At 56.1% G+C, this 16,566-nt stretch carries 20 protein-coding genes, 1 tRNA gene and 1 pseudogene; 6 read left to right on the top strand and 16 right to left on the bottom strand.

Going from position 1 to position 16,566, the window contains the following annotated elements; genetic code table 11:
* Window positions 1-159: 159 nt before the first annotated feature.
* Window positions 160-1,323, bottom strand: coding sequence for a glutamine-hydrolyzing carbamoyl-phosphate synthase small subunit (gene carA / locus AKJ29_RS08610; protein WP_055189878.1), 1,164 nt, complete (start codon window positions 1,321-1,323; stop codon window positions 160-162).
* A 190-nt stretch (window positions 1,324-1,513) separates the two neighbouring features.
* On the opposite strand from carA, the gene AKJ29_RS08605 reads away from it, so the two are divergent.
* Window positions 1,514-1,972 (top strand): GatB/YqeY domain-containing protein, encoded by a 459-nt coding sequence (locus tag AKJ29_RS08605; RefSeq protein WP_055189876.1) that lies wholly within the window; start codon window positions 1,514-1,516, stop codon window positions 1,970-1,972.
* Between the two features lie 48 nt (window positions 1,973-2,020).
* Here the strand turns inward: AKJ29_RS08605 and AKJ29_RS08600 are convergent, their stop codons facing one another.
* From AKJ29_RS08600 to AKJ29_RS08590, 3 genes are all read right to left on the bottom strand, one after another.
* Window positions 2,021-2,524: a DUF2244 domain-containing protein gene (locus AKJ29_RS08600; RefSeq protein WP_055189874.1), complete on the bottom strand. Its 504-nt coding sequence runs from the start codon at window positions 2,522-2,524 to the stop codon at window positions 2,021-2,023.
* Window positions 2,525-2,713: 189 nt separating this feature from the next.
* Window positions 2,714-4,387 (bottom strand): cytochrome c oxidase subunit I, encoded by a 1,674-nt coding sequence (locus tag AKJ29_RS08595; protein ID WP_055189872.1) that lies wholly within the window; start codon window positions 4,385-4,387, stop codon window positions 2,714-2,716.
* Between the two features lie 202 nt (window positions 4,388-4,589).
* Window positions 4,590-5,054 (bottom strand): c-type cytochrome, encoded by a 465-nt coding sequence (locus tag AKJ29_RS08590; RefSeq protein WP_055189870.1) that lies wholly within the window; start codon window positions 5,052-5,054, stop codon window positions 4,590-4,592.
* Window positions 5,055-5,419: 365 nt separating this feature from the next.
* On the opposite strand from AKJ29_RS08590, the gene AKJ29_RS20005 reads away from it, so the two are divergent.
* Window positions 5,420-5,587 (top strand): hypothetical protein, encoded by a 168-nt coding sequence (locus tag AKJ29_RS20005; protein WP_235477370.1) that lies wholly within the window; start codon window positions 5,420-5,422, stop codon window positions 5,585-5,587.
* 175 nt (window positions 5,588-5,762) lie between these two features.
* Here AKJ29_RS20005 and AKJ29_RS08580 read toward each other — a convergent pair whose 3' ends face one another.
* Together AKJ29_RS08580 and lipB are read right to left on the bottom strand one after the other, a co-directional pair.
* Window positions 5,763-6,908: an HPP family protein gene (locus tag AKJ29_RS08580; RefSeq protein WP_055189865.1), complete on the bottom strand. Its 1,146-nt coding sequence runs from the start codon at window positions 6,906-6,908 to the stop codon at window positions 5,763-5,765.
* An 87-nt stretch (window positions 6,909-6,995) separates the two neighbouring features.
* The gene (gene lipB, locus AKJ29_RS08575; protein ID WP_235477369.1) at window positions 6,996-7,667 is read right to left on the bottom strand and encodes a lipoyl(octanoyl) transferase LipB; all 672 of its coding nucleotides are present in this window, start codon (window positions 7,665-7,667) and stop codon (window positions 6,996-6,998) included.
* Between the two features lie 171 nt (window positions 7,668-7,838).
* Here lipB and AKJ29_RS08570 point away from each other — a divergent pair.
* Both AKJ29_RS08570 and AKJ29_RS20000 read left to right on the top strand, forming a co-directional pair.
* Window positions 7,839-7,925 (top strand) — tRNA-Leu (locus tag AKJ29_RS08570).
* Window positions 7,926-8,265: 340 nt separating this feature from the next.
* On the top strand, window positions 8,266-8,520 hold the full coding sequence (locus AKJ29_RS20000; RefSeq protein WP_235477367.1) for a hypothetical protein: 255 nt from the start codon (window positions 8,266-8,268) through the stop codon (window positions 8,518-8,520).
* Here AKJ29_RS20000 and AKJ29_RS08565 read toward each other — a convergent pair.
* The 4 genes and pseudogenes from AKJ29_RS08565 to AKJ29_RS08550 all read right to left on the bottom strand — a co-directional run.
* A pseudogene (locus AKJ29_RS08565) lies at window positions 8,470-9,441 on the bottom strand (recombinase family protein); the annotation flags it as partial. The gene AKJ29_RS20000 and the pseudogene AKJ29_RS08565 overlap by 51 nt on opposite strands.
* On the bottom strand, window positions 9,438-9,737 hold the full coding sequence (locus AKJ29_RS08560) for a hypothetical protein (RefSeq protein ID WP_139231438.1): 300 nt from the start codon (window positions 9,735-9,737) through the stop codon (window positions 9,438-9,440). The pseudogene AKJ29_RS08565 and the gene AKJ29_RS08560, both read right to left, overlap by 4 nt.
* Window positions 9,738-9,848: 111 nt before the next feature.
* Window positions 9,849-10,451 carry a hypothetical protein gene (locus AKJ29_RS08555; protein ID WP_055189861.1) on the bottom strand — a complete coding sequence of 201 codons (603 nt, stop codon included), beginning with the start codon at window positions 10,449-10,451 and terminating at the stop codon, window positions 9,849-9,851.
* An 89-nt stretch (window positions 10,452-10,540) separates the two neighbouring features.
* Complete coding sequence (locus AKJ29_RS08550) at window positions 10,541-11,020, bottom strand: hypothetical protein (protein WP_055189859.1); 480 nt, start codon at window positions 11,018-11,020, stop codon at window positions 10,541-10,543.
* 61 nt (window positions 11,021-11,081) lie between these two features.
* Here AKJ29_RS08550 and AKJ29_RS08545 point away from each other — a divergent pair, with 61 nt between their 5' ends.
* The gene (locus AKJ29_RS08545) at window positions 11,082-11,351 is read left to right on the top strand and encodes a hypothetical protein (RefSeq protein WP_055189857.1); all 270 of its coding nucleotides are present in this window, start codon (window positions 11,082-11,084) and stop codon (window positions 11,349-11,351) included.
* A 5-nt stretch (window positions 11,352-11,356) separates the two neighbouring features.
* Here the strand turns inward: AKJ29_RS08545 and AKJ29_RS08540 are convergent, their stop codons facing one another.
* The 4 genes from AKJ29_RS08540 to AKJ29_RS08525 form a co-directional block, all read right to left on the bottom strand.
* A complete protein-coding gene (locus tag AKJ29_RS08540) occupies window positions 11,357-11,602 on the bottom strand; it encodes a hypothetical protein (RefSeq protein WP_055189855.1) in 246 nt (81 codons plus the stop codon).
* Window positions 11,599-12,144, bottom strand: a complete 546-nt coding sequence (locus tag AKJ29_RS08535; RefSeq protein ID WP_055189854.1) for a hypothetical protein — start codon at window positions 12,142-12,144, stop codon at window positions 11,599-11,601. Before AKJ29_RS08535 ends, AKJ29_RS08540 begins: the two co-directional genes overlap by 4 nt.
* Before the next feature lie 259 nt (window positions 12,145-12,403).
* Window positions 12,404-13,840 (bottom strand): ATP-binding protein, encoded by a 1,437-nt coding sequence (locus AKJ29_RS08530; protein WP_055189852.1) that lies wholly within the window; start codon window positions 13,838-13,840, stop codon window positions 12,404-12,406.
* A 391-nt stretch (window positions 13,841-14,231) separates the two neighbouring features.
* Entirely contained in the window at window positions 14,232-14,753 is a 522-nt protein-coding gene (locus AKJ29_RS08525) for a CBS domain-containing protein (protein WP_055189850.1), read from the bottom strand.
* Between the two features lie 80 nt (window positions 14,754-14,833).
* Between AKJ29_RS08525 and AKJ29_RS08520 the strand changes: the two genes are divergently transcribed.
* A complete protein-coding gene (locus AKJ29_RS08520; RefSeq protein ID WP_055189847.1) occupies window positions 14,834-15,028 on the top strand; it encodes a hypothetical protein in 195 nt (64 codons plus the stop codon).
* A 42-nt stretch (window positions 15,029-15,070) separates the two neighbouring features.
* Here the strand turns inward: AKJ29_RS08520 and nqrM are convergent, their stop codons facing one another.
* Entirely contained in the window at window positions 15,071-15,319 is a 249-nt protein-coding gene (nqrM, locus tag AKJ29_RS08515) for a (Na+)-NQR maturation NqrM (RefSeq protein ID WP_055189845.1), read from the bottom strand.
* A gap of 106 nt (window positions 15,320-15,425) precedes the next feature.
* Entirely contained in the window at window positions 15,426-16,454 is a 1,029-nt protein-coding gene (locus AKJ29_RS08510; protein WP_235477359.1) for an FAD:protein FMN transferase, read from the bottom strand.
* Between the last annotated feature and the right edge of the window lie 112 nt (window positions 16,455-16,566).

The following is a 16,566-nucleotide window of genomic DNA, read 5'->3' as shown; positions in this document are numbered from 1 at the left end:
CGGATTTGGAGGTATATCCGGTCACCATGCGTAGAAAATGGTTAACGCCCGGTTAACCTTACCCATAATTGGCGAGTTGATTGGCGTTAACCAAAAAAGCCCGCGCATTGCTGAGCGGGCTTTAGGAATTATAACGCGGCCGTTTACTTAACGGCTGGCTTATTTGCGGGCATCCATCGCCGATGCGAACCGTTCAAACAGATAATAGCTGTCCATTGGGCCGGGGCTGGCCTCGGGGTGGTGCTGCACCGAAAAGACCGGGCGGCCTTCGATCTTGATGCCGCAATTTGACCCGTCAAACAGGGAGACATGGGTTTCCACAACCCCGTCCGGCAGGGTGTCAGCGTTGACCGCAAAACCGTGGTTCATCGAGGTGATCTCTACCTTGCCAGTCTCATGTTCCTTGACCGGGTGGTTGGCACCGTGATGGCCGTGGTTCATCTTGATGGTCTGTGCGCCCAGTGCCAGTGCAAGCATCTGGTGTCCAAGGCAAATTCCGAAAACCGGCAAGTCGGTTTCCAGGATTTCGCGGATCATGGGCACCGCATATTCGCCGGTGGCTGCGGGGTCGCCGGGGCCGTTTGACAGGAAGACCCCATCGGGATTGAGGGCCAGCACCTCTTCAGCGGTGGCGGTGGCCGGCAGCACGGTCACATCGCAGCCCGCCGAGGCAAGGCAGCGCAGAATGTTGCGTTTGGCGCCAAAGTCGAGGGCCACAACCTTGTGGCGCGGGTTTTCCTGCTTGGGAAAACCGTCCGGCCAGGCCCAACGCATTTCGTCCCATTTGTAGCTTTGTGCACAGGTCACATCCTTGGCCAGGTCGAGCCCTTCAAGACCCGAAAAAGCCCGCGCTTCGGCCACAAGGGCTTCGGCGTCAAACGTGCCGTTGGGGTCATGGGCGATGGCCACATGCGGTGCGCCCTGCTGACGAATGGCGCGGGTCAGGCGGCGGGTATCCACCCCACCAATGCCAATGCGGCCGCGTTTCTCCAGCCACAGGGTCAGCTCTTCGGTGTTGCGCCAGTTCGAAGGATCGGTGGGATCCCACTTCACCACCATGCCAGCGGCAACCGGATCGCCCGTTTCGTCATCTTCGACATTGGTGCCCGTGTTGCCGATATGCGGGAAGGTAAAGGTGACAACCTGGCCTGCATAAGACGGGTCGGTCATGATTTCCTGATACCCGGTCATAGCGGTGTTGAAGCACAGCTCGGCGGTCGTCACGCCGGTGGCCCCGAAGCCCATCCCGTAAAAGATGGTGCCATCGGCAAGGGCAAGACAGGCGGTGGGGGTGGCGGTTTCTGGTTGGGGGGCAGCTGACATTTTCTCGACTCCGGCAGGCCAAATTGGCGCGAACCTAAGGGGAGGAGCCGGATGGGTCAAGGGGGAGATGCCGAGTCTTGAAAAAACATATTTTCCCTTATTTCAAAGGCCTGACGCAATATGTTGGGTGTTGCCTGAAAATGCGGTTTTCGATACATTCAGACTTCGGACCAACAACGGACCAAAGGACATGGACATGCGTGCCCGTATCAATGACGCCCTGAAAACGGCGATGAAAGACAAAGACGCCGTGCGGCTGTCGACCCTGCGCCTGATCAATGCAGCGATCAAAGATCGTGATATTGCCCTGCGAGGAGGGGGCGAGGAGGGACAGACCTCGGACGCTGACGTGCTGGCGATCCTCGGCAAGATGGTGAAGCAGCGACAGGAAAGCGCGCGCGCCTATGAAGAAGGCGGCCGGCTGGAACTTGCTGAAAAAGAACGTGGCGAGATCGAGATCATCGAGGATTTCCTGCCAAAACAATTGGATGCAGCAGAAACCGAAGCCGCCGTTGCTGCGGCCATTACCGCCGTGGGGGCCGAGAGCATCCGCGACATGGGCAAGGTGATGGGCGAACTCAAGGCCAAATACACCGGCCAGATGGATTTCGGTCGGGTCGGCCCCATGGTCAAAGACAAGCTGGGCTGAGCACCTGTTCGACCCCATTTGGAAACCCCGCATGTCTTGCGGGGTTTTTTATTGCGCAGATTTCACACCCCGCAGGGTCTGAACCAGTTCGGTGTAAAGTTGTGGCCGTTCGCCCTCCGACAAAAACGCGCCAATCTCCACCTCGCGCTCATTGCCCTTCAAGGTGATATAATTCTTCACCGGCCCCGCCTTGGGGTGCATCTCTACCGTCACCCAATAGGGGTTGGCCTCCCATTCGGCATGGGCGCCACCTGGCCCATCGCGGGTCAGGGTGATCCGGTCGGGCCAGATCTTCAGTTCCTCCAAAATCTCACCGTCCCGGTAAGAACGATCAATGAAAAACCAAAGGCCACCAACCGTGCCCAGCAAAATGGGCAGGAATAACCATAGGCTGGGATGACCCAGAAGCCCCAATAGCGGGAGCGCAAACCCGAAACAAACCGCTGAGATCACCCAGACGAACCCGCGCCGTGACAGTGACCGGTAAGGCCAGAGATGCAGCTCTGCCCGCGGAGAGCCCATTTCCTTTGGCTTTATCCACTCATATGGCATTTGTGGTCCTCGACATTCATGCCCTTTGACAGTGTTTCGGTGTTCACCCGGGACAGGAGACAGCCCCCCTCCTTATTTTCTGGTGGAAAATACCCTGGGGGAGTCCGAAGGACGGGGGCAGCGCCCCCTTGCTCCCCGACCCAAAAGAAAAGGCCCGGGACTTGCCCGGGCCTTTTCTTGTTTCTCACCTTAGTGCGAGTGGCCCTTATCCCACTCTTCCTGCTTCGGCAGGATTTCAAAGGTGTGTTCCGGCGGCGGGCTGGGCAGGGTGAATTCCAGCGTATCCGCATATTCGTTCCAGTAGTTCGGGCGCGTTTCGCGACGGCCCGCCAGCAGGGTGTAGAACACGATGCCGATGAAGAACAGGAAGGACAGGAATGAGATCATTGCGCCGATCGAGCTGATCTTGTTCCAGTAGGCGAAGGCCTCCGGATAGTCGATATAGCGGCGCGGCATGCCCTGACGACCCAGGAAGTGCTGCGGGAAGAAGGTCAGGTTCACCCCGATGAAGAACAGCCAGAAATGCAGCTTGCCAGCCCATTCCGGGTACTGACGGCCCGACATCTTTGCCATCCAGTAATAGATACCGGCAAAGATACAGAAGGCCGCGCCCATCGACATGGTGTAGTGGAAGTGGGCAACCACGTAATAGGTGTCGTGATACAGACGATCCACACCTGCCTGCGACAGCACCACGCCGGTCACGCCGCCAATGGTGAACAGGAACAGGAAGCCGAAGGCAAACAGCATCGGTGTCTTGAACTCAATCGAACCACCCCACATGGTCGCAATCCACGAGAAGATCTTAACGCCGGTCGGAACTGCGATCACCATGGTGGCCAGCATGAAGTAGCTCTGCTGTGTCAGCGACAAGCCGACGGTGTACATGTGGTGGGCCCAGACCACGAACCCGATCACGCCAATGGCAATCAGCGCCCAGACCATCGGCAGATAGCCGAATATCGGTTTGCGGGAGAAGGTGCCGATGACGTGGCTGATCAGGCCAAAACCGGGCAGGATCACGATATACACTTCCGGGTGACCGAAGAACCACAGGATGTGCTGGTAAAGGATCGGGTCTCCACCACCGCTCGGGTCAAAGAAGGTGCCGCCAAAGTTGCGGTCGACCAAGAGCATGGTGATCGCGCCCGCCAGAACCGGCAGCGACAGAAGGATCAGCCAGGCGGTGACAAAAACCGACCAGGCAAACAGCGGTACTTTGAAAAGCGTCATGCCCGGTGCGCGCATATTGAGGAAGGTGGTGATGATGTTGATCGCGCCAAGGATCGAGGAGGCACCGGAAACGTGCACCGCGAAAATGGCCAGATCCATCGAGTATCCGCCCTCGGTCGTGGACAGCGGCGGGTAAAGCACCCAGCCCACGCCTGACCCCAACTGGTCATTGCCACCAGGCGCAAGCAGCGAGGCCACGCCAAGTGCCACACCGGTCGCGTAAAGCCAGAAGGACAGGTTGTTCATCCGCGGGAACGCCATGTCCGGTGCACCAATCTGCAGCGGCATGAAGTAGTTGCCGAAACCACCGAACAGGGCGGGGATCACCACAAAGAACATCATCAGAACGCCGTGATAGGTGATCATCACGTTCCAAAGGTGTCCGTTCGGGGTGCATTCGGCGGATGCGTCAGCAAAGAAGCGCGCGCCTTCCATACACATGTATTGAACGCCCGGCTCCATCAGTTCCATCCGCATGTAAACGGTGAAGCTGACCGAAATCAGGCCGGTGAGACCTGCCAGAAACAGGTAAAGGATGCCGATATCCTTGTGGTTGGTGGACATGAACCACCGGGTAAAGAACCCACGATCATCGTGGTGGTCATGGCTCGAAATGGCTGCGTCCGCCATAGATACCCTCCCTACGGGTTAGATTTTGACGGGGAGTCATCCCGTCTGTTTTTTAACGTGTTTAGTATAGGAAGGGGGCTGCGCGCAACAATGTGATGCAGGCGGCAGGGTAAAAAAAACGTCCCGACAGGGGATTAGCCTGCCGGGACGCATATTCTGTGCGGTTGGCGGCGCCAAACAGCGCCCGTCTGAGGGGCCAGCCTTAGTTGGTGGCGGTCGATTCGCCCTCGGCCGCTTCTCCAGCCGGGGTTTCCATCGCCGGGGCCACGCTTGCCAGGTAAGCAATGATGTTTTCCGGCTTTTTCCACTTGAAGGTCATTTTCGACTTGGCTTTGTCATCACCCAGTTGCTCTTGCAGGAAGCCTTTCGGATTCATGACATAGGTGACCAGCAATTCTTCGGTCCAGACTGCGCCGGTTTCACCCAGAGCAGCGATTGAAGCGCTGTATTTAAAGCCTTCTGCCGATGCGACCTGACGCCCCACGACACCATAGAGGTTCGGGCCGGTTTTGCCGCCTTTGAAGATCACGTCGCCCTCTGGGCTGACAATGGCGTGACAGGCTTTGCATTTCTTGAAGTCTTTTTCGCCAGCGGCCGCATCACCTTCGGCTTGGGCAGCTCCGGTCAGAGCGAAAAGGAGAGCGGCGGAAGTAAGAGCTTTTTTCATGTTTGTCCTCGTGTTTGACAGAACCACGCTATTGCACGTGACATTATTTCCAAGCAGATTTTGCCGCAAATTCGGCCGAAATGAAAGGGGCAGATCTATGACTGATTGTAATGGTGTCTTTTCGCCGAAGCCCTTAACACGCAAAGGAAATTCACCACGGGGCCTGCAGGGCTGAGCGGCGGATGTTTCTCGGGAAGAATGGAAATGTTTACGGCGGAGTAAAATAGATTAAAGCGTTTCGGATTAACTTGAAACACAAGTTGATTTCGAAACGCCCGAACATCAGTAGGCTTCGAGCGTTTCACCTCATTATTGTGCCTCAATAATAAATCGAAACGCTTTAAAACAAAGTCTTACGTTCTTTTTTGGGAAAAGAAGATGATGGGTTTCATTTGCCTACAGAGCCAGCGGCACTGCCGATTGTTTTCCGCCGGTGTCTTTTCCCTCAGGTGATTGATCCCGAGATTGTGACTGCGGCTGATCCTGTTACCCGTGAAGCAGGCGGACTTGCCGAAGAGGAAGGCGAAAAATAAGATGAGAAGAGAGGTGGAAGATCTGGCCAAACACGCGATCAGGCGCGCAGGGAGCAGCCGCAAGATGACCAACCGCCCAAGGATCAAAATAAGGAACAAACCGATTCTGTCGGCTCTTTCCTGAATATGCTCCCGCTCGCCTCTCCCCCCCTACACACACGTCAAAGGTTGCGGGTTAAGCTGTGCGAACGATACACCGTGCCAAGGCGGAAATCAGGTCTGTCCGGGTGACAATTCCAACAATTTTTCCCTGATCCAGCACAGGAACGGCATCGGTGTCCCCATCCGCCATCAAAGCAAGAAGCGCCCCGATAGGTGTCGCCGGGGTTGCGTTGGCGGTGATGACGCTCATGATGTCCTTTGCCCGGACCTGTTTTGGCTGGTTGCGATCCAAAAGACGCCGGAGCGCTGGCAAATATCTGTGATCGGGTCGAAGCGCATCCTGCCGTGCCTGGTGGATCAGATGGATCTGAAAGATCACCCCCAGAAATTCTGCATCCGGCCCTACCACGGGCAGGGATGCGAACCGATGCAGGCTGAACAGATCCGCGATTTCCCCAAGACGTGCGTCGGGGCCGATCAGCACCAGCTCTCGGGACATGATATCTGCTGCTGTCAGCGGTCCAGAGGACTGTGCCGCCGCCTGCAGTTCAGCCGCGCCGATCATGCGGGCCAGATCCTCTACGCCAAGATTGAACGATTGCCGGTATCGTTCAAGGATGCCTGTCAGGTCTTCCTCGGAAAGCCCAAGGCGCTCGGTGGGGGAAGGGTCATCCGTGCCGTGAGTGCCGGGGTCATCAAACTGCCGAAAGGGATAGTGTCGCCGCGTGATCCGGGCATAGAGCATCGCAAGCAGCACCAATGCGGTGGTGCCGACTGCAATGGGGGTGAGGGCAAACCAGAACCCCAGATGTGAAATGACGTCAGGGGACAGTGCTGCGGTCATGGCAACGGCCCCGGCCGGGGGGTGCACGGCGCGGCATAGAACCATGGCAACAATCGCAAGCCCGACGGCCAGGGCAACCCGCAGGACGGGGTCTGCCACAAGCAGGCAAACAGCCACCCCAATCAGCGCGGCCACAGTATTGCCCACAATTGCGGACCAGGGCTGGGCCAGCGGGCTGTTCGGCACCGCAAACAGTAAAACCGAGGTCGCCCCGAACGGCGCAACAAGATACAGACCCAGCCGCAAATCAATGTCTGGTGACAAGAGCAATAGTCCGACAAGCCCCAACCCGAACAGCGCCCCGACCCCTGCCCGCAGCGCTTCGGTGGCTGAGGCTCCGGCAATTGCGGGGCCGAAAGATCTCAGAATGGACATAGGCACCCCTCTGTTGAAGTGCGGAAAGTTTCGCTGACCGGGGAGCGTTCAATCGGGGTGAGGGGGCAGATCGTTTTCGGACCCGTCCTAGCCGAACACCTCGTCAAAGCAGCACCGCAGCGCCACATCCACATCCTCCATCGTGACCGGCAGGCCCAGATCCACCAGGCTGGTCACCCCATGTTCAGAGATTCCGCAGGGCACGATGCCCGAGAAATGCTCCAGATCCGGCTCCACATTGATCGAAATGCCGTGAAAGCTGATCCATTTTCGAAGGCGCACACCGATCGCGGCGATCTTGTCTTCGGGTTTCTGCCCCAGAACGGTCAGCGGTTTGTCATCGCGCACAACCCAGACGCCGACGCGCCCATCGCGTTTCTCTCCGGTCACGTTGAATTCGGCCAGTGTCTTGATCACCCAATCCTCAAGGGCGGCCACAAAAGCCCGCACATCGCGCCCCCGCGCCCCCACATCCAGCATCACATAAGCCACGCGCTGTCCTGGCCCATGATAGGTATACTGCCCGCCGCGCTTTGACGGGTAGACCGGGAACCGGTCTGGCGCGACCAGATCTTTCGGGTCGGCCGAAGTGCCTGCTGTATAAAGGGGCGGATGCTCCAACAGCCAGATCATCTCACCGGCCTCACCACGGGCCATCGCGTCGGCATGGGCCTCCATCCGGGCAACGGCCTGTTCATAATCAACAAGAGTATCGGCGGTTTCCCAGGTGACGGGCGGCATGTTCTCAGGTGCTTTCATAGGGTTTCATTTGGCAGTGAACAGGCGAAATGTCAAAGGCCAGCATGTCGGACCCGACAGGGTGCCCGGAGGCAGGGCGAGGATTGCGAAAATCTTTTTGCAGATCTGGCGCTTTTCCTCTTCACATCCCCCTCAGCCTTCGCTATATCGCCCCTCACCAAGCCTAGATGTGCGGTCGTGGCGGAATTGGTAGACGCGCAGCGTTGAGGTCGCTGTTCCTTAACAGGAGTGGAAGTTCGAGTCTTCTCGACCGCACCATTTCACATTTTGATGTGAAATCCGCGAAAAACTCAAATATTGCAGATGTTTGCGGAGTTCGAAACCCGGTTTTACGGTCATATGCCAAAGGTGCTTTGAAAGCCGTTTTGAGAATGGTTTTTCGGGTGTTGAGAGAGCTTTTCTCGTAAAGATTCCAAGGGCTTGACAGAAAGCCTTTCAAAAGTTCGAAAATTTCACCCTTTGTTGCTTTGGGTTGCTGGTTCTGGGTCAGTTTGTCGTTCAGTCGCAGCTTGTCTTCTTCAAGTTTCGCGATTTTACCCTCAAACGCAGCCAGGACCTTTGGATTTGAAGTCTCGACCAAGCGTTCGATCAGCGTATCTTGCTGCTTCTCAAGATCAGTAATCTGCCTCTTGAGAGACGAGTTGGCATTCACAGCCTGATCAATACGTTGCTGCCAAGCGTTCTTGAGCATCGCCATCGCCAGTTCGAGCAGATTTCGGCTAGGGGCCATGCCGCGCATGATCTCTTCAAAACCATCGTCGATTTTTTCGCCGCGAATGCTCTTGCGATATTCGGTGCAGTCGCGCGTCTGGCACCAGAAATATGGATAGCGTTTGCCAGTGGCGCTCTTTGACCAGCAAGCCGTCATTGGACGTTCACAGCAACCGCACACGACAGCCCCTCGCAGGGGGAAGTCTTCGTTGATGTCTTTACGCTTGGGGGCGACTGCGGTTTCGTTCTTGCGCGCCTGCACCTTCTCAAAGACTTCTAGCGACACCAGCGCCTCGTGGTATCCCTTGCGGCGCGTGATGCCCCATGGCTCGTGTTCGACGTAACCAGCGTAGATAACACGGTTCAGGATATCGCTGACCTTTTGCTGGCGAATTTTCCCACCCGGCAGGTCCTTCGGAAAATCGGGTTGGCTTTCGAAGAAGCGTCGCAGTTCTGCCTGTGAGGAAAAGCGACCATTGGCGTACCCCTCAAGTCCTTCGGCGATGATCGAGGCGACGGGCTCATCGCGTGTAAGAAGTTTCCCGTGAGAACCGGTTTTCTTGTATGTGTAGCCGATGGGAGCCGCAAATACGGCATAGCCGTTCATCATCCGCCCTTTCATACGATTGGACGTTTGTTCGGCGTTCTTCTCGCGCTGATGCTGCGCCACTGATGCCAGCATGTGCTCAACCAGTCGCGAGTCACTGTCTTCGCCAAATTCGATGGATGGGCTTTCCAGGATGCCGCCAGCATCGCTCAGGGTTTCACGCAGCGCGATATGCGCCTGCACATTGCGGGCAAATCGGCTGATATCGTCGATGATGACAACAACCGAGTCTTTGGGATGTAACCGCAGGAAGGCCAGCATTCGATCCATCGCCGGACGGCGCTCGAACTTGCCCGACATATCATCCTTGAACACCTCAACAACATCGTAGTCCTTATAGGTCGCGTATTCTCGACAGCGATTTTCCTGGGACGCGAGCCCATCGCCTTCACGAACCTGCTTGGCCCCTGATACCCGACAGTAAATGACGGCTTTGGTGATTGTTTTCTGGCTCATGACGCCTCCCTTTCTCCGCCTTGGTCAGCGGTATTTTTAATGTTTGATTGGTCGGAGTATAGCACAGCCGCCTCAAGTAGGGCCTTGAGGTCCAGTTCTTCTCCACAGGAGATTTGGGTTGGATTGAGATCAAACCCCAAATCCACGAAAGACAACACGAGCGACCACAGCGTTTCGATCAATTCCCGTTTCTGATCCAGCGGAACATCCGGGTCGTCAAAATATGGCAACCAATCCTGCCAGTTGAAGCGGAGGCTTGGTGTCTTTGATGGATGGTGTGGTGCGGGTTCGTTCATCTCTGCTCTCTTTCTTACTCCTATGTTCCGATCATGCGCGGCCCTTGCGCATGAATAAAAAGGGAACATGATAGGCATATTTTCCCAATTGTTGCAACAACTTATTGGGTTTTACATCTGTGGCCCTGTGCGTTGGCGTTGCCGGTCGGACCGCTGAATGGCGCGTTCAGCCTCGTGAACTGGCTTGTGATGCCGTTCTTCGAGTTCTTTGCCCGAAATGTAGAGATCGCGCCCCTCAGCCTTTTCAAAGGCTTCTTTCATCATGGATTTCGCGCCGGACTCGGTAACGCCATGCTGTCGTGCCATTTCCACCGCCGAAATATCGTAAGCGCGATAGAAGGGCATGGTTGGCCCATCCTGGATTAGCGTTTCAACCATACGCGCGTGATGCAGGGCTTGATCATCGCCAGTGTCACGCAACGTCGCCTCACATTCCATCAGCCCTTCACGGGTCTGATTCATGCTTTCGCCATAGCGCGCGCTGTAGATATCGCGCAAGATCGTCTCTCCGCGCATGGCGTCGAACTTCTCATTGCGCGCAAATGCGTGAGCAAAGTCTGTAAGCTTTTCGCGGAACGATCCTGTTCTGTGGATTTCACGATTGATAATGCTCGAAATATTCCAGGCCTCATCAAACTGGCTATCCGTTAGGCGGCTGCCGGTGTAGCTTTGTCGAGCTTCCTGGCGTTTCGGGTCAATATATCCGGTATTCATTTTATGTCCTTTCGTTGCCGTTTGTTTACGTCACAATACCTGCCCTAATTGGTCATTTTGGTGCTTCCAGATGGTCATTGGATGGCAGGTCATCGCTCAGGACCTGGCATGCGCCTATCCTGGCCAGATCGCCGATCAACCGCGCGGGCAAAGTCGTCACGCGCATGATCTTTCAGCCGACCGCGTGAGCGGATGTCCTCACCGAGCGCCTCGTACCCTGCGACCTCAGCCTCACGTATCGAATGCAGTTTGCCCTCGTGTTCGTGGCGCACGATTTTCTGAGCTTGCCTGTTGATGTAGTCTTTGTTGAAGCGATCCGTGCCATAAGGCGTTGGATGATCAAAGGTCTTAGCCCCAGCTTTGCGGATCAGGTCTTGGCGCGCTTTATCTACCCGCAGCGCGTAATCCGCCTTGTAGCTCTCATTCTCTTCGGCAGTTTGGCGTTGGGCCGCGTCCGTGATGGCGCGAAAACGCCGCCAATCGGGATCGGTCTGCAATTTTCTGACGGTTTGCTCCATCAGAGCATCCCGATACATGTTTTGCATGGCGGTGTCGGTTTCAAAGCTCATGGGCAAGCCCCTTTGCGTCAGAAATTTGCGTTGCAAAACAGCGATCTGATAGATTGCTCAGATGGTAATTTTTAAAGACATTGAAGAGGTGGAAGAATGGTTGGCCCCATTGTGCTATGTCGAACTGTGGGAGACAGTTGCACCCTACCGGATCTTCGGGATCGAAGATCGGGAGCATTGCGACGGTTTGATTGCCAAGGGCACAGTCAAACAAAGCCTGATCCTGGATTGCCTCAAAGCTATGGTGCGCGTTGAGTTGACCAAGTGTTTCAGTTTGCCGCCAAGCATTCCCGAGCCAGTTGATGCGCTGTACATCCAATCGGTGCATTGATCCTGTCATTGAACCGCTCCACTGCTGATCCACTTGACCCAGCCACAGCGCCCTGCACGGGCAGGCTGCGTGACGGAGGTGCGGAAGTTGGTGAAGGTGCAGCTCGTGTAGTAACGATCCGCAAAGGGATCGCTGGTGCCGTTGTCATGGTAGGAATAGCTCCAGATCACATAGGGTGAACCCGCGCCATTCCAGATCATCAGAATGATGGCCAGCAGCCCGACCCAGATAAAAAAACGAATTACTCTCATTGAATGTCCTCCAATCCAGTCGGGAGAGTGACCTTCGGATCAGGTTCCAGCCGTCCGCCCTCAACGTGATTTTCACCGAGCATGAAGCAAGTCGGGGCGATCTCATTTTGCCGCACCTTGGGACAAATCCATGTCCCCACCCCCGTGACTTGAAGCACTTGATGCGTGCGCGGCATGTTCAGAATTTCATCGATGGTCAGTGATGCGTCACCAGCAGCCGCAAGGCTTGCATCAGTTGCTGCAAGGATGCCGGTCGTTACGGACAGATCGCCCGTTGTTCTGAGATTTCCATCTGCGTCCATACCTGCTGCGGCAAGCGCGTCAGCCCCAAGCGTGACCGTATCAGCCGTAATTGTCAGGTCTGTTGCGGACGCCAAGGTGGCCCCTGCGGTCACTTCGGCAGAGATACCCGTCAATGAGATGGCATCTTCAGAGAACAGAGAAGTTTCGACAACAACGGAGGCGGTGTTTGAACGAACGTTTGTTGGACCCGTGGCTTGCGCCTGACCGATAAGTAATCGACCATCCGCAGTCAGGGTCATTCCCCCAGCAGAAGCCGCCATTTCGCGCGGTGCTCGAACTGCCACAACTGAGCAGATCGCAGATATTGGCACACCTGTAGACTATGTCATGGCGTGGCTGGATCATGCGGCGCAGTCGGAAACGTGGAAACGTAATGAAGCAGCTGCCCGCCAATTGAGTTTGTTTTGATAAGCGACTTTATGGATGGTCTATTTTGTAAACCCAAAGTTTACAAATTAGACGGCAATCAAAGCAACGGTTGTTGGTTTTCGCCGCACGCTATGGCGCGCGGCCTTCCGCAACATTTTTACCAACCTGGTAGCAATGCAGTGCGCAAGGGAAATGACGGATGGCAATCCCGTCGATTTCGCTATTTTGCGTGATCGTTTTGGTGGTGGCTCCCGCTGGGATTTCTTCGCCGAAGTTGCGCTTGGCAAACTCGATGAGACCGCGCAATTCGCCCGGCTGATCCGCAAACCGATCCGACCATTTGATCTCATATGCCCATGTCGGCTTGAGGCGCGCAGGATCAACACGGACCAAATCAACTTCCAGTTCTGTGCGCCCCTTTTTCCAACGGGCATAGTGCAGGTTTTTCATCAGGCCAGAATGAAACCACTGGCTGAAAATCGCCGTTTCGGCCATTGCCCCCATGGCTTGGTCGCCATCAGAAAGCTGGGCAAATAAGGCCGAACGCATCGACGGGTTGGTCAAGTAGACCTTGAAATGGCGCATCCGCTGGAACGTTTTACCTGAGTCATCGACACGGCGCACGCGCACGATCAGAAACGCCGCTTCTAAGTAATCGAGGTATTTTGTGATCGTGTTTTTCGCAACGCCCGAGCTTTGTGCCAGCCCATCGAGGCTGATTTCTTGCCCTGTGTGATAGGCGATTGTGGTGAAGAGCCGGTTCAACTCCTGAATGTCCTGAATACCGTAGAGGCTGGGGAGATCACGCAGCAAAACTTTGTCGATGATATCTCGCCCCAGATAGCGCTGAACGTCAGATTGAATGCGCTCGTTCAATACGGCCTCTGGGTAGCCGCCGAAGTTTAGGTAATTGATGAACTCAATGTTCAAGCGTTCGATGTCGGGCGTCGCAAAGCGCAAGGTGGCACCAGACTGGGCAACTTCGATCAGTTCGTCTTCAAGGTCTCGAAATGCCAGAAATTCTGCGAATGTCAGTGGGGGCAAGAAGAAGTCAGTAAATCGACCAGCACCGGATTCCTGGCTCTTTAATCGCAAGGCGGCTGCGGCAGAGCCAGATGCAATAAATCGCGTGTCGGGATATTGGTCGGTCAGCACCTTAAGGTGAACTTCCCAATCCTTGAGATATTGTATCTCGTCAAAAACGATAATCCGGCGCTCATTTGGATCGTGCGCAGTGACTTCTTCAAATAGTTCGATCAGGCGCGTCAGCGGCATACCGCTATAAAGCGGTGTATCGATGGAGACGAAGAGGATGCTTTGACCGTCGAAACCATCTGAAATGGCTTGTTCGATCATCTGGCGCAGCATTACGGTCTTGCCAACACGGCGTGGTCCCATGAGAATTGTTGAGCGCCGAACGCCCCAATCCAGTGCGAGCTGCGTGAATGGAGTGAAATAGGCCCGCTTTTTCTCTGTCGGGCTGAGAGGAATCTCGTAGGCAGCTTCCCACCATGGGTTGTCACGCTTGAGGCTTTTTAAGATATCGCCTTTTGAAATTTCCAACATGTATGATTAGTATCACGGCGGTGATGTTAAGTCAACAAATTGCGCTAGGCCGCTGAAATCAGGGGGTAATCGCTGTCATCTTAGAGCGCGGATACGCCGGAAAAACGCAACTGGCTGCTAAAATGACACTCCAAACAGCACATGACGTCTCGTCAACTGCTCCCCTCTAACTCTCCAATCCGCCGCCGTAATGTCCATGGATGTATGCCGTGCAGCGCAGCAAGTTCATCAATGCTAGCCGGAAAGAACACTCCGGTGCAGACACGCATGCCTGAGTTCACAGGTGAAGAGGTTTCGACCCTCTTGAGGGCCAGCCTCGTTCCATCGTCACCTCGTATCAATGAGAAGTTACGCGCCACATACCGCTGTCGCAGGGCAGGGGATCAGGGCCTTACCCGACAATCAGCTGTTTCAGTTGCAAAGCTTCGTGTTCGAGTTCCAGCAGCTTTTGATGAATGAGGTCGCCGATGGAGATCAATCCGACCAGCTGTCCCCCCTCGATCACCGGCATATGCCGGAACCGGCCCTTGGTCATGCGCGTCAGAACGGATTCGCTGCTGTCATCCGGGCTGCAGGTCTGAACATCCGTCGTCATCAGCTCCTGAACCTTTCCCGGCAGGGTGTGATCCGGGCGATCCGCAAGGGCCCGCACGATGTCACGTTCCGACAGGATGCCGACCAGCTCCCCTTCCGGATCAATCACCACGATGGCACCAATGCGTTTGTCTCGCAGGATTGCGACCACGTCACGGACGCTGGCTGTCGGCGAGGTGGTGATCACCTCATGCCCTTTGTGATCCAGAATCGTGTGGATGTGGGATTTTTCGACCCGCTGAATGCTGCGTGTGTTCTGACTGTGGGTGTGCGGAGTTTTGTCATCTCCGCGCATCGGTGATTGATAAGATGTCGGCATGGCGGCCTCTCCTTCCCGAACGGATTGTCATTCTCGTATGGTTTCAGCATAACCCAAATATCGGAAAGCGGAGAAAAAACATGGAAGTTGCGACAGATAGCCTGATGCTGAGCTCGTTCTGGGCGACGATCATCTTTGTTCTGGCCTGCCTGTGCGGCTATCAGTATCGCCGTGTGTGGAAGGCAGAAGGGCCACGCTGGCAGCTTTGGGTATTTGGGGGGCTGGCCGCAAGCGCGCTGGCCGTGCTGGCGTTTGTGCCGCTGTCGGCGGGATAACTCAGTCGCTGGTCGCGAATGTTGTGAAGGGCGGGAGGGGTATCAGCCCTTGCCGGCAGCCAGCCGTTCGGCCTTTTCGCGGGCCTCGCGCTTGCGCGGGCATTCCAGCCGGTCCCGCAGGGGGCTGTCCGGGTCGATTTCCTTGTTGCAGACCAGACAATGATCCGCGCCGCTGATTGCGTTCAGCCCGCCGCAGCTTCCCTTGATGGTGCGCCCCATGAGAATCACCCCGAGCGCCATGCCCAGCATCACAATCAGCAAAATGGCGAAAGTCATGAAGAAGGTGGTCATTTCGGTGCGCCTCTTTTTGTCGGGCAGGTCTTGCCGCGTGTCCCTATATCATATCGGGGCGGGCAAGGCGGAGATCAAGCCGGGTCGCGGCTTGATCTCGAAACTGTCAGGCGGTCAGCGCGGTAAAACGCGAGCTGGCCGAGGTTTTGAACCGCAGATCACTTGCCGCTTCGTCGCGGTCGATGAACAGCACGGCGAGTTTGTGGGCTTCTGCGATTTCCAGACCACGCTCGCGGCCCAGGATCAGCATCGCCGTGGCCCAGGCATCTGCCAGCATCGAGTTTTCTGCCAGCACCGTGGCCGAGGCGGTCTTGTGGGTGATCGGGTGGCCGGTTTTCGGGTCGATCACATGCGAGTAGCGCACACCGTCTTTTTCGTAGTAGTTGCGGTAATCGCCGGAGGATGCGAGGCCCAGACCCGAAACGCCGATCACGTCCTGCATCCCACCGGAAAGGGCTGCGGGTTTCTCGATCCCGATCTGCCAGGGCAGGCCGGCCTCATTGCGGCCTGAGGCGTAAAGATCGCCGCCGATTTCCACCATGTAGTCCGAAATGCCGAGTTTTTCCAGCGACTTGCCAACCATGTCAGCGCCATAGCCTTTGCCGATGGCCGCCAGATAAACCTGTGCGTCAGTGCGGGTTTTCTGCAGCGCATTGGTGCCAACCTGCAGCGTGTTCGCGTGACCTGAACGCGCCTGGGCCTCGGCAATCTGCGTCATGTCGGGCGTGGCCTGTGCCCCCGGAGCGCCAAAGCCCCAAAGCTCGATCAGCGGCCCGATTGTGGTGTCGAAACGACCATCGCTGGCCACATGCACCTGTTCCGCGGCCTGCATCACATTGGACAGATCGGCAGAGACCTGGACCGGGGCGGTGCCGGTCTGCGCATTGAAGCGCGAGATTTCGGATTTCGGATCCCAGTTCGACATCTGCTGGTTCACTTTGGCCAGGGCACTGTCGATGGCAATCTGAATGTCCGCTTCGCTCACCCCGTTCCCCGGATCACGGGCAACCACGTTGTAGACCGTGCCCATGGTGAGGCCGGTCAGCTTGTAGAAGGCCTGCGATGGTTTGCAGGCTGCAAAAGCCAGAGGCATCAGAAGGAAACTGCGGCGTGAGAATTTGGTCAGATCAGGCACGTGGAAACCCCTTTCGGTCACGGATCGGTCGTTTTGCACTACAACAAGGCGCTTTTGTGCGACATTGCGGTTCAATTCAACCAAAAAAGTTTGGGTAAGAGGGGAAATGACC

The sequence above is a fragment of the Aliiroseovarius crassostreae genome (assembly GCF_001307765.1).
Taxonomy (GTDB): Bacteria; Pseudomonadota; Alphaproteobacteria; order Rhodobacterales; family Rhodobacteraceae; genus Aliiroseovarius; species Aliiroseovarius crassostreae.
The sequence above is the reverse complement of the archived record's forward strand: the minus strand, read 5'-3'. Positions and strand labels throughout refer to the sequence as shown.

Coding starts and splice junctions, on each gene's coding strand:
- AKJ29_RS08560 (WP_139231438.1), bottom strand. CDS start 9,737: ATGAACGAACCCGCACCACACCATCCATCAAAGACACCAAGCCTCCGC.
- AKJ29_RS08535 (WP_055189854.1), bottom strand. CDS start 12,144: ATGACCCTGACTGCGGATGGTCGATTACTTATCGGTCAGGCGCAAGCC.
- carA (WP_055189878.1), bottom strand. CDS start 1,323: ATGTCAGCTGCCCCCCAACCAGAAACCGCCACCCCCACCGCCTGTCTT.
- lipB (WP_235477369.1), bottom strand. CDS start 7,667: ATGAAAGCACCTGAGAACATGCCGCCCGTCACCTGGGAAACCGCCGAT.
- AKJ29_RS08555 (WP_055189861.1), bottom strand. CDS start 10,451: ATGAATACCGGATATATTGACCCGAAACGCCAGGAAGCTCGACAAAGC.
- AKJ29_RS08600 (WP_055189874.1), bottom strand. CDS start 2,524: ATGCCATATGAGTGGATAAAGCCAAAGGAAATGGGCTCTCCGCGGGCA.
- AKJ29_RS08580 (WP_055189865.1), bottom strand. CDS start 6,908: ATGTCCATTCTGAGATCTTTCGGCCCCGCAATTGCCGGAGCCTCAGCC.
- AKJ29_RS08605 (WP_055189876.1), top strand. CDS start 1,514: ATGGACATGCGTGCCCGTATCAATGACGCCCTGAAAACGGCGATGAAA.
- AKJ29_RS08590 (WP_055189870.1), bottom strand. CDS start 5,054: ATGAAAAAAGCTCTTACTTCCGCCGCTCTCCTTTTCGCTCTGACCGGA.
- AKJ29_RS08530 (WP_055189852.1), bottom strand. CDS start 13,840: ATGTTGGAAATTTCAAAAGGCGATATCTTAAAAAGCCTCAAGCGTGAC.
- AKJ29_RS08525 (WP_055189850.1), bottom strand. CDS start 14,753: ATGCCGACATCTTATCAATCACCGATGCGCGGAGATGACAAAACTCCG.
- AKJ29_RS08520 (WP_055189847.1), top strand. CDS start 14,834: ATGGAAGTTGCGACAGATAGCCTGATGCTGAGCTCGTTCTGGGCGACG.
- nqrM (WP_055189845.1), bottom strand. CDS start 15,319: ATGACCACCTTCTTCATGACTTTCGCCATTTTGCTGATTGTGATGCTG.
- AKJ29_RS08595 (WP_055189872.1), bottom strand. CDS start 4,387: ATGGCGGACGCAGCCATTTCGAGCCATGACCACCACGATGATCGTGGG.
- AKJ29_RS08550 (WP_055189859.1), bottom strand. CDS start 11,020: ATGAGCTTTGAAACCGACACCGCCATGCAAAACATGTATCGGGATGCT.
- AKJ29_RS08545 (WP_055189857.1), top strand. CDS start 11,082: ATGGTAATTTTTAAAGACATTGAAGAGGTGGAAGAATGGTTGGCCCCA.
- AKJ29_RS08540 (WP_055189855.1), bottom strand. CDS start 11,602: ATGAGAGTAATTCGTTTTTTTATCTGGGTCGGGCTGCTGGCCATCATT.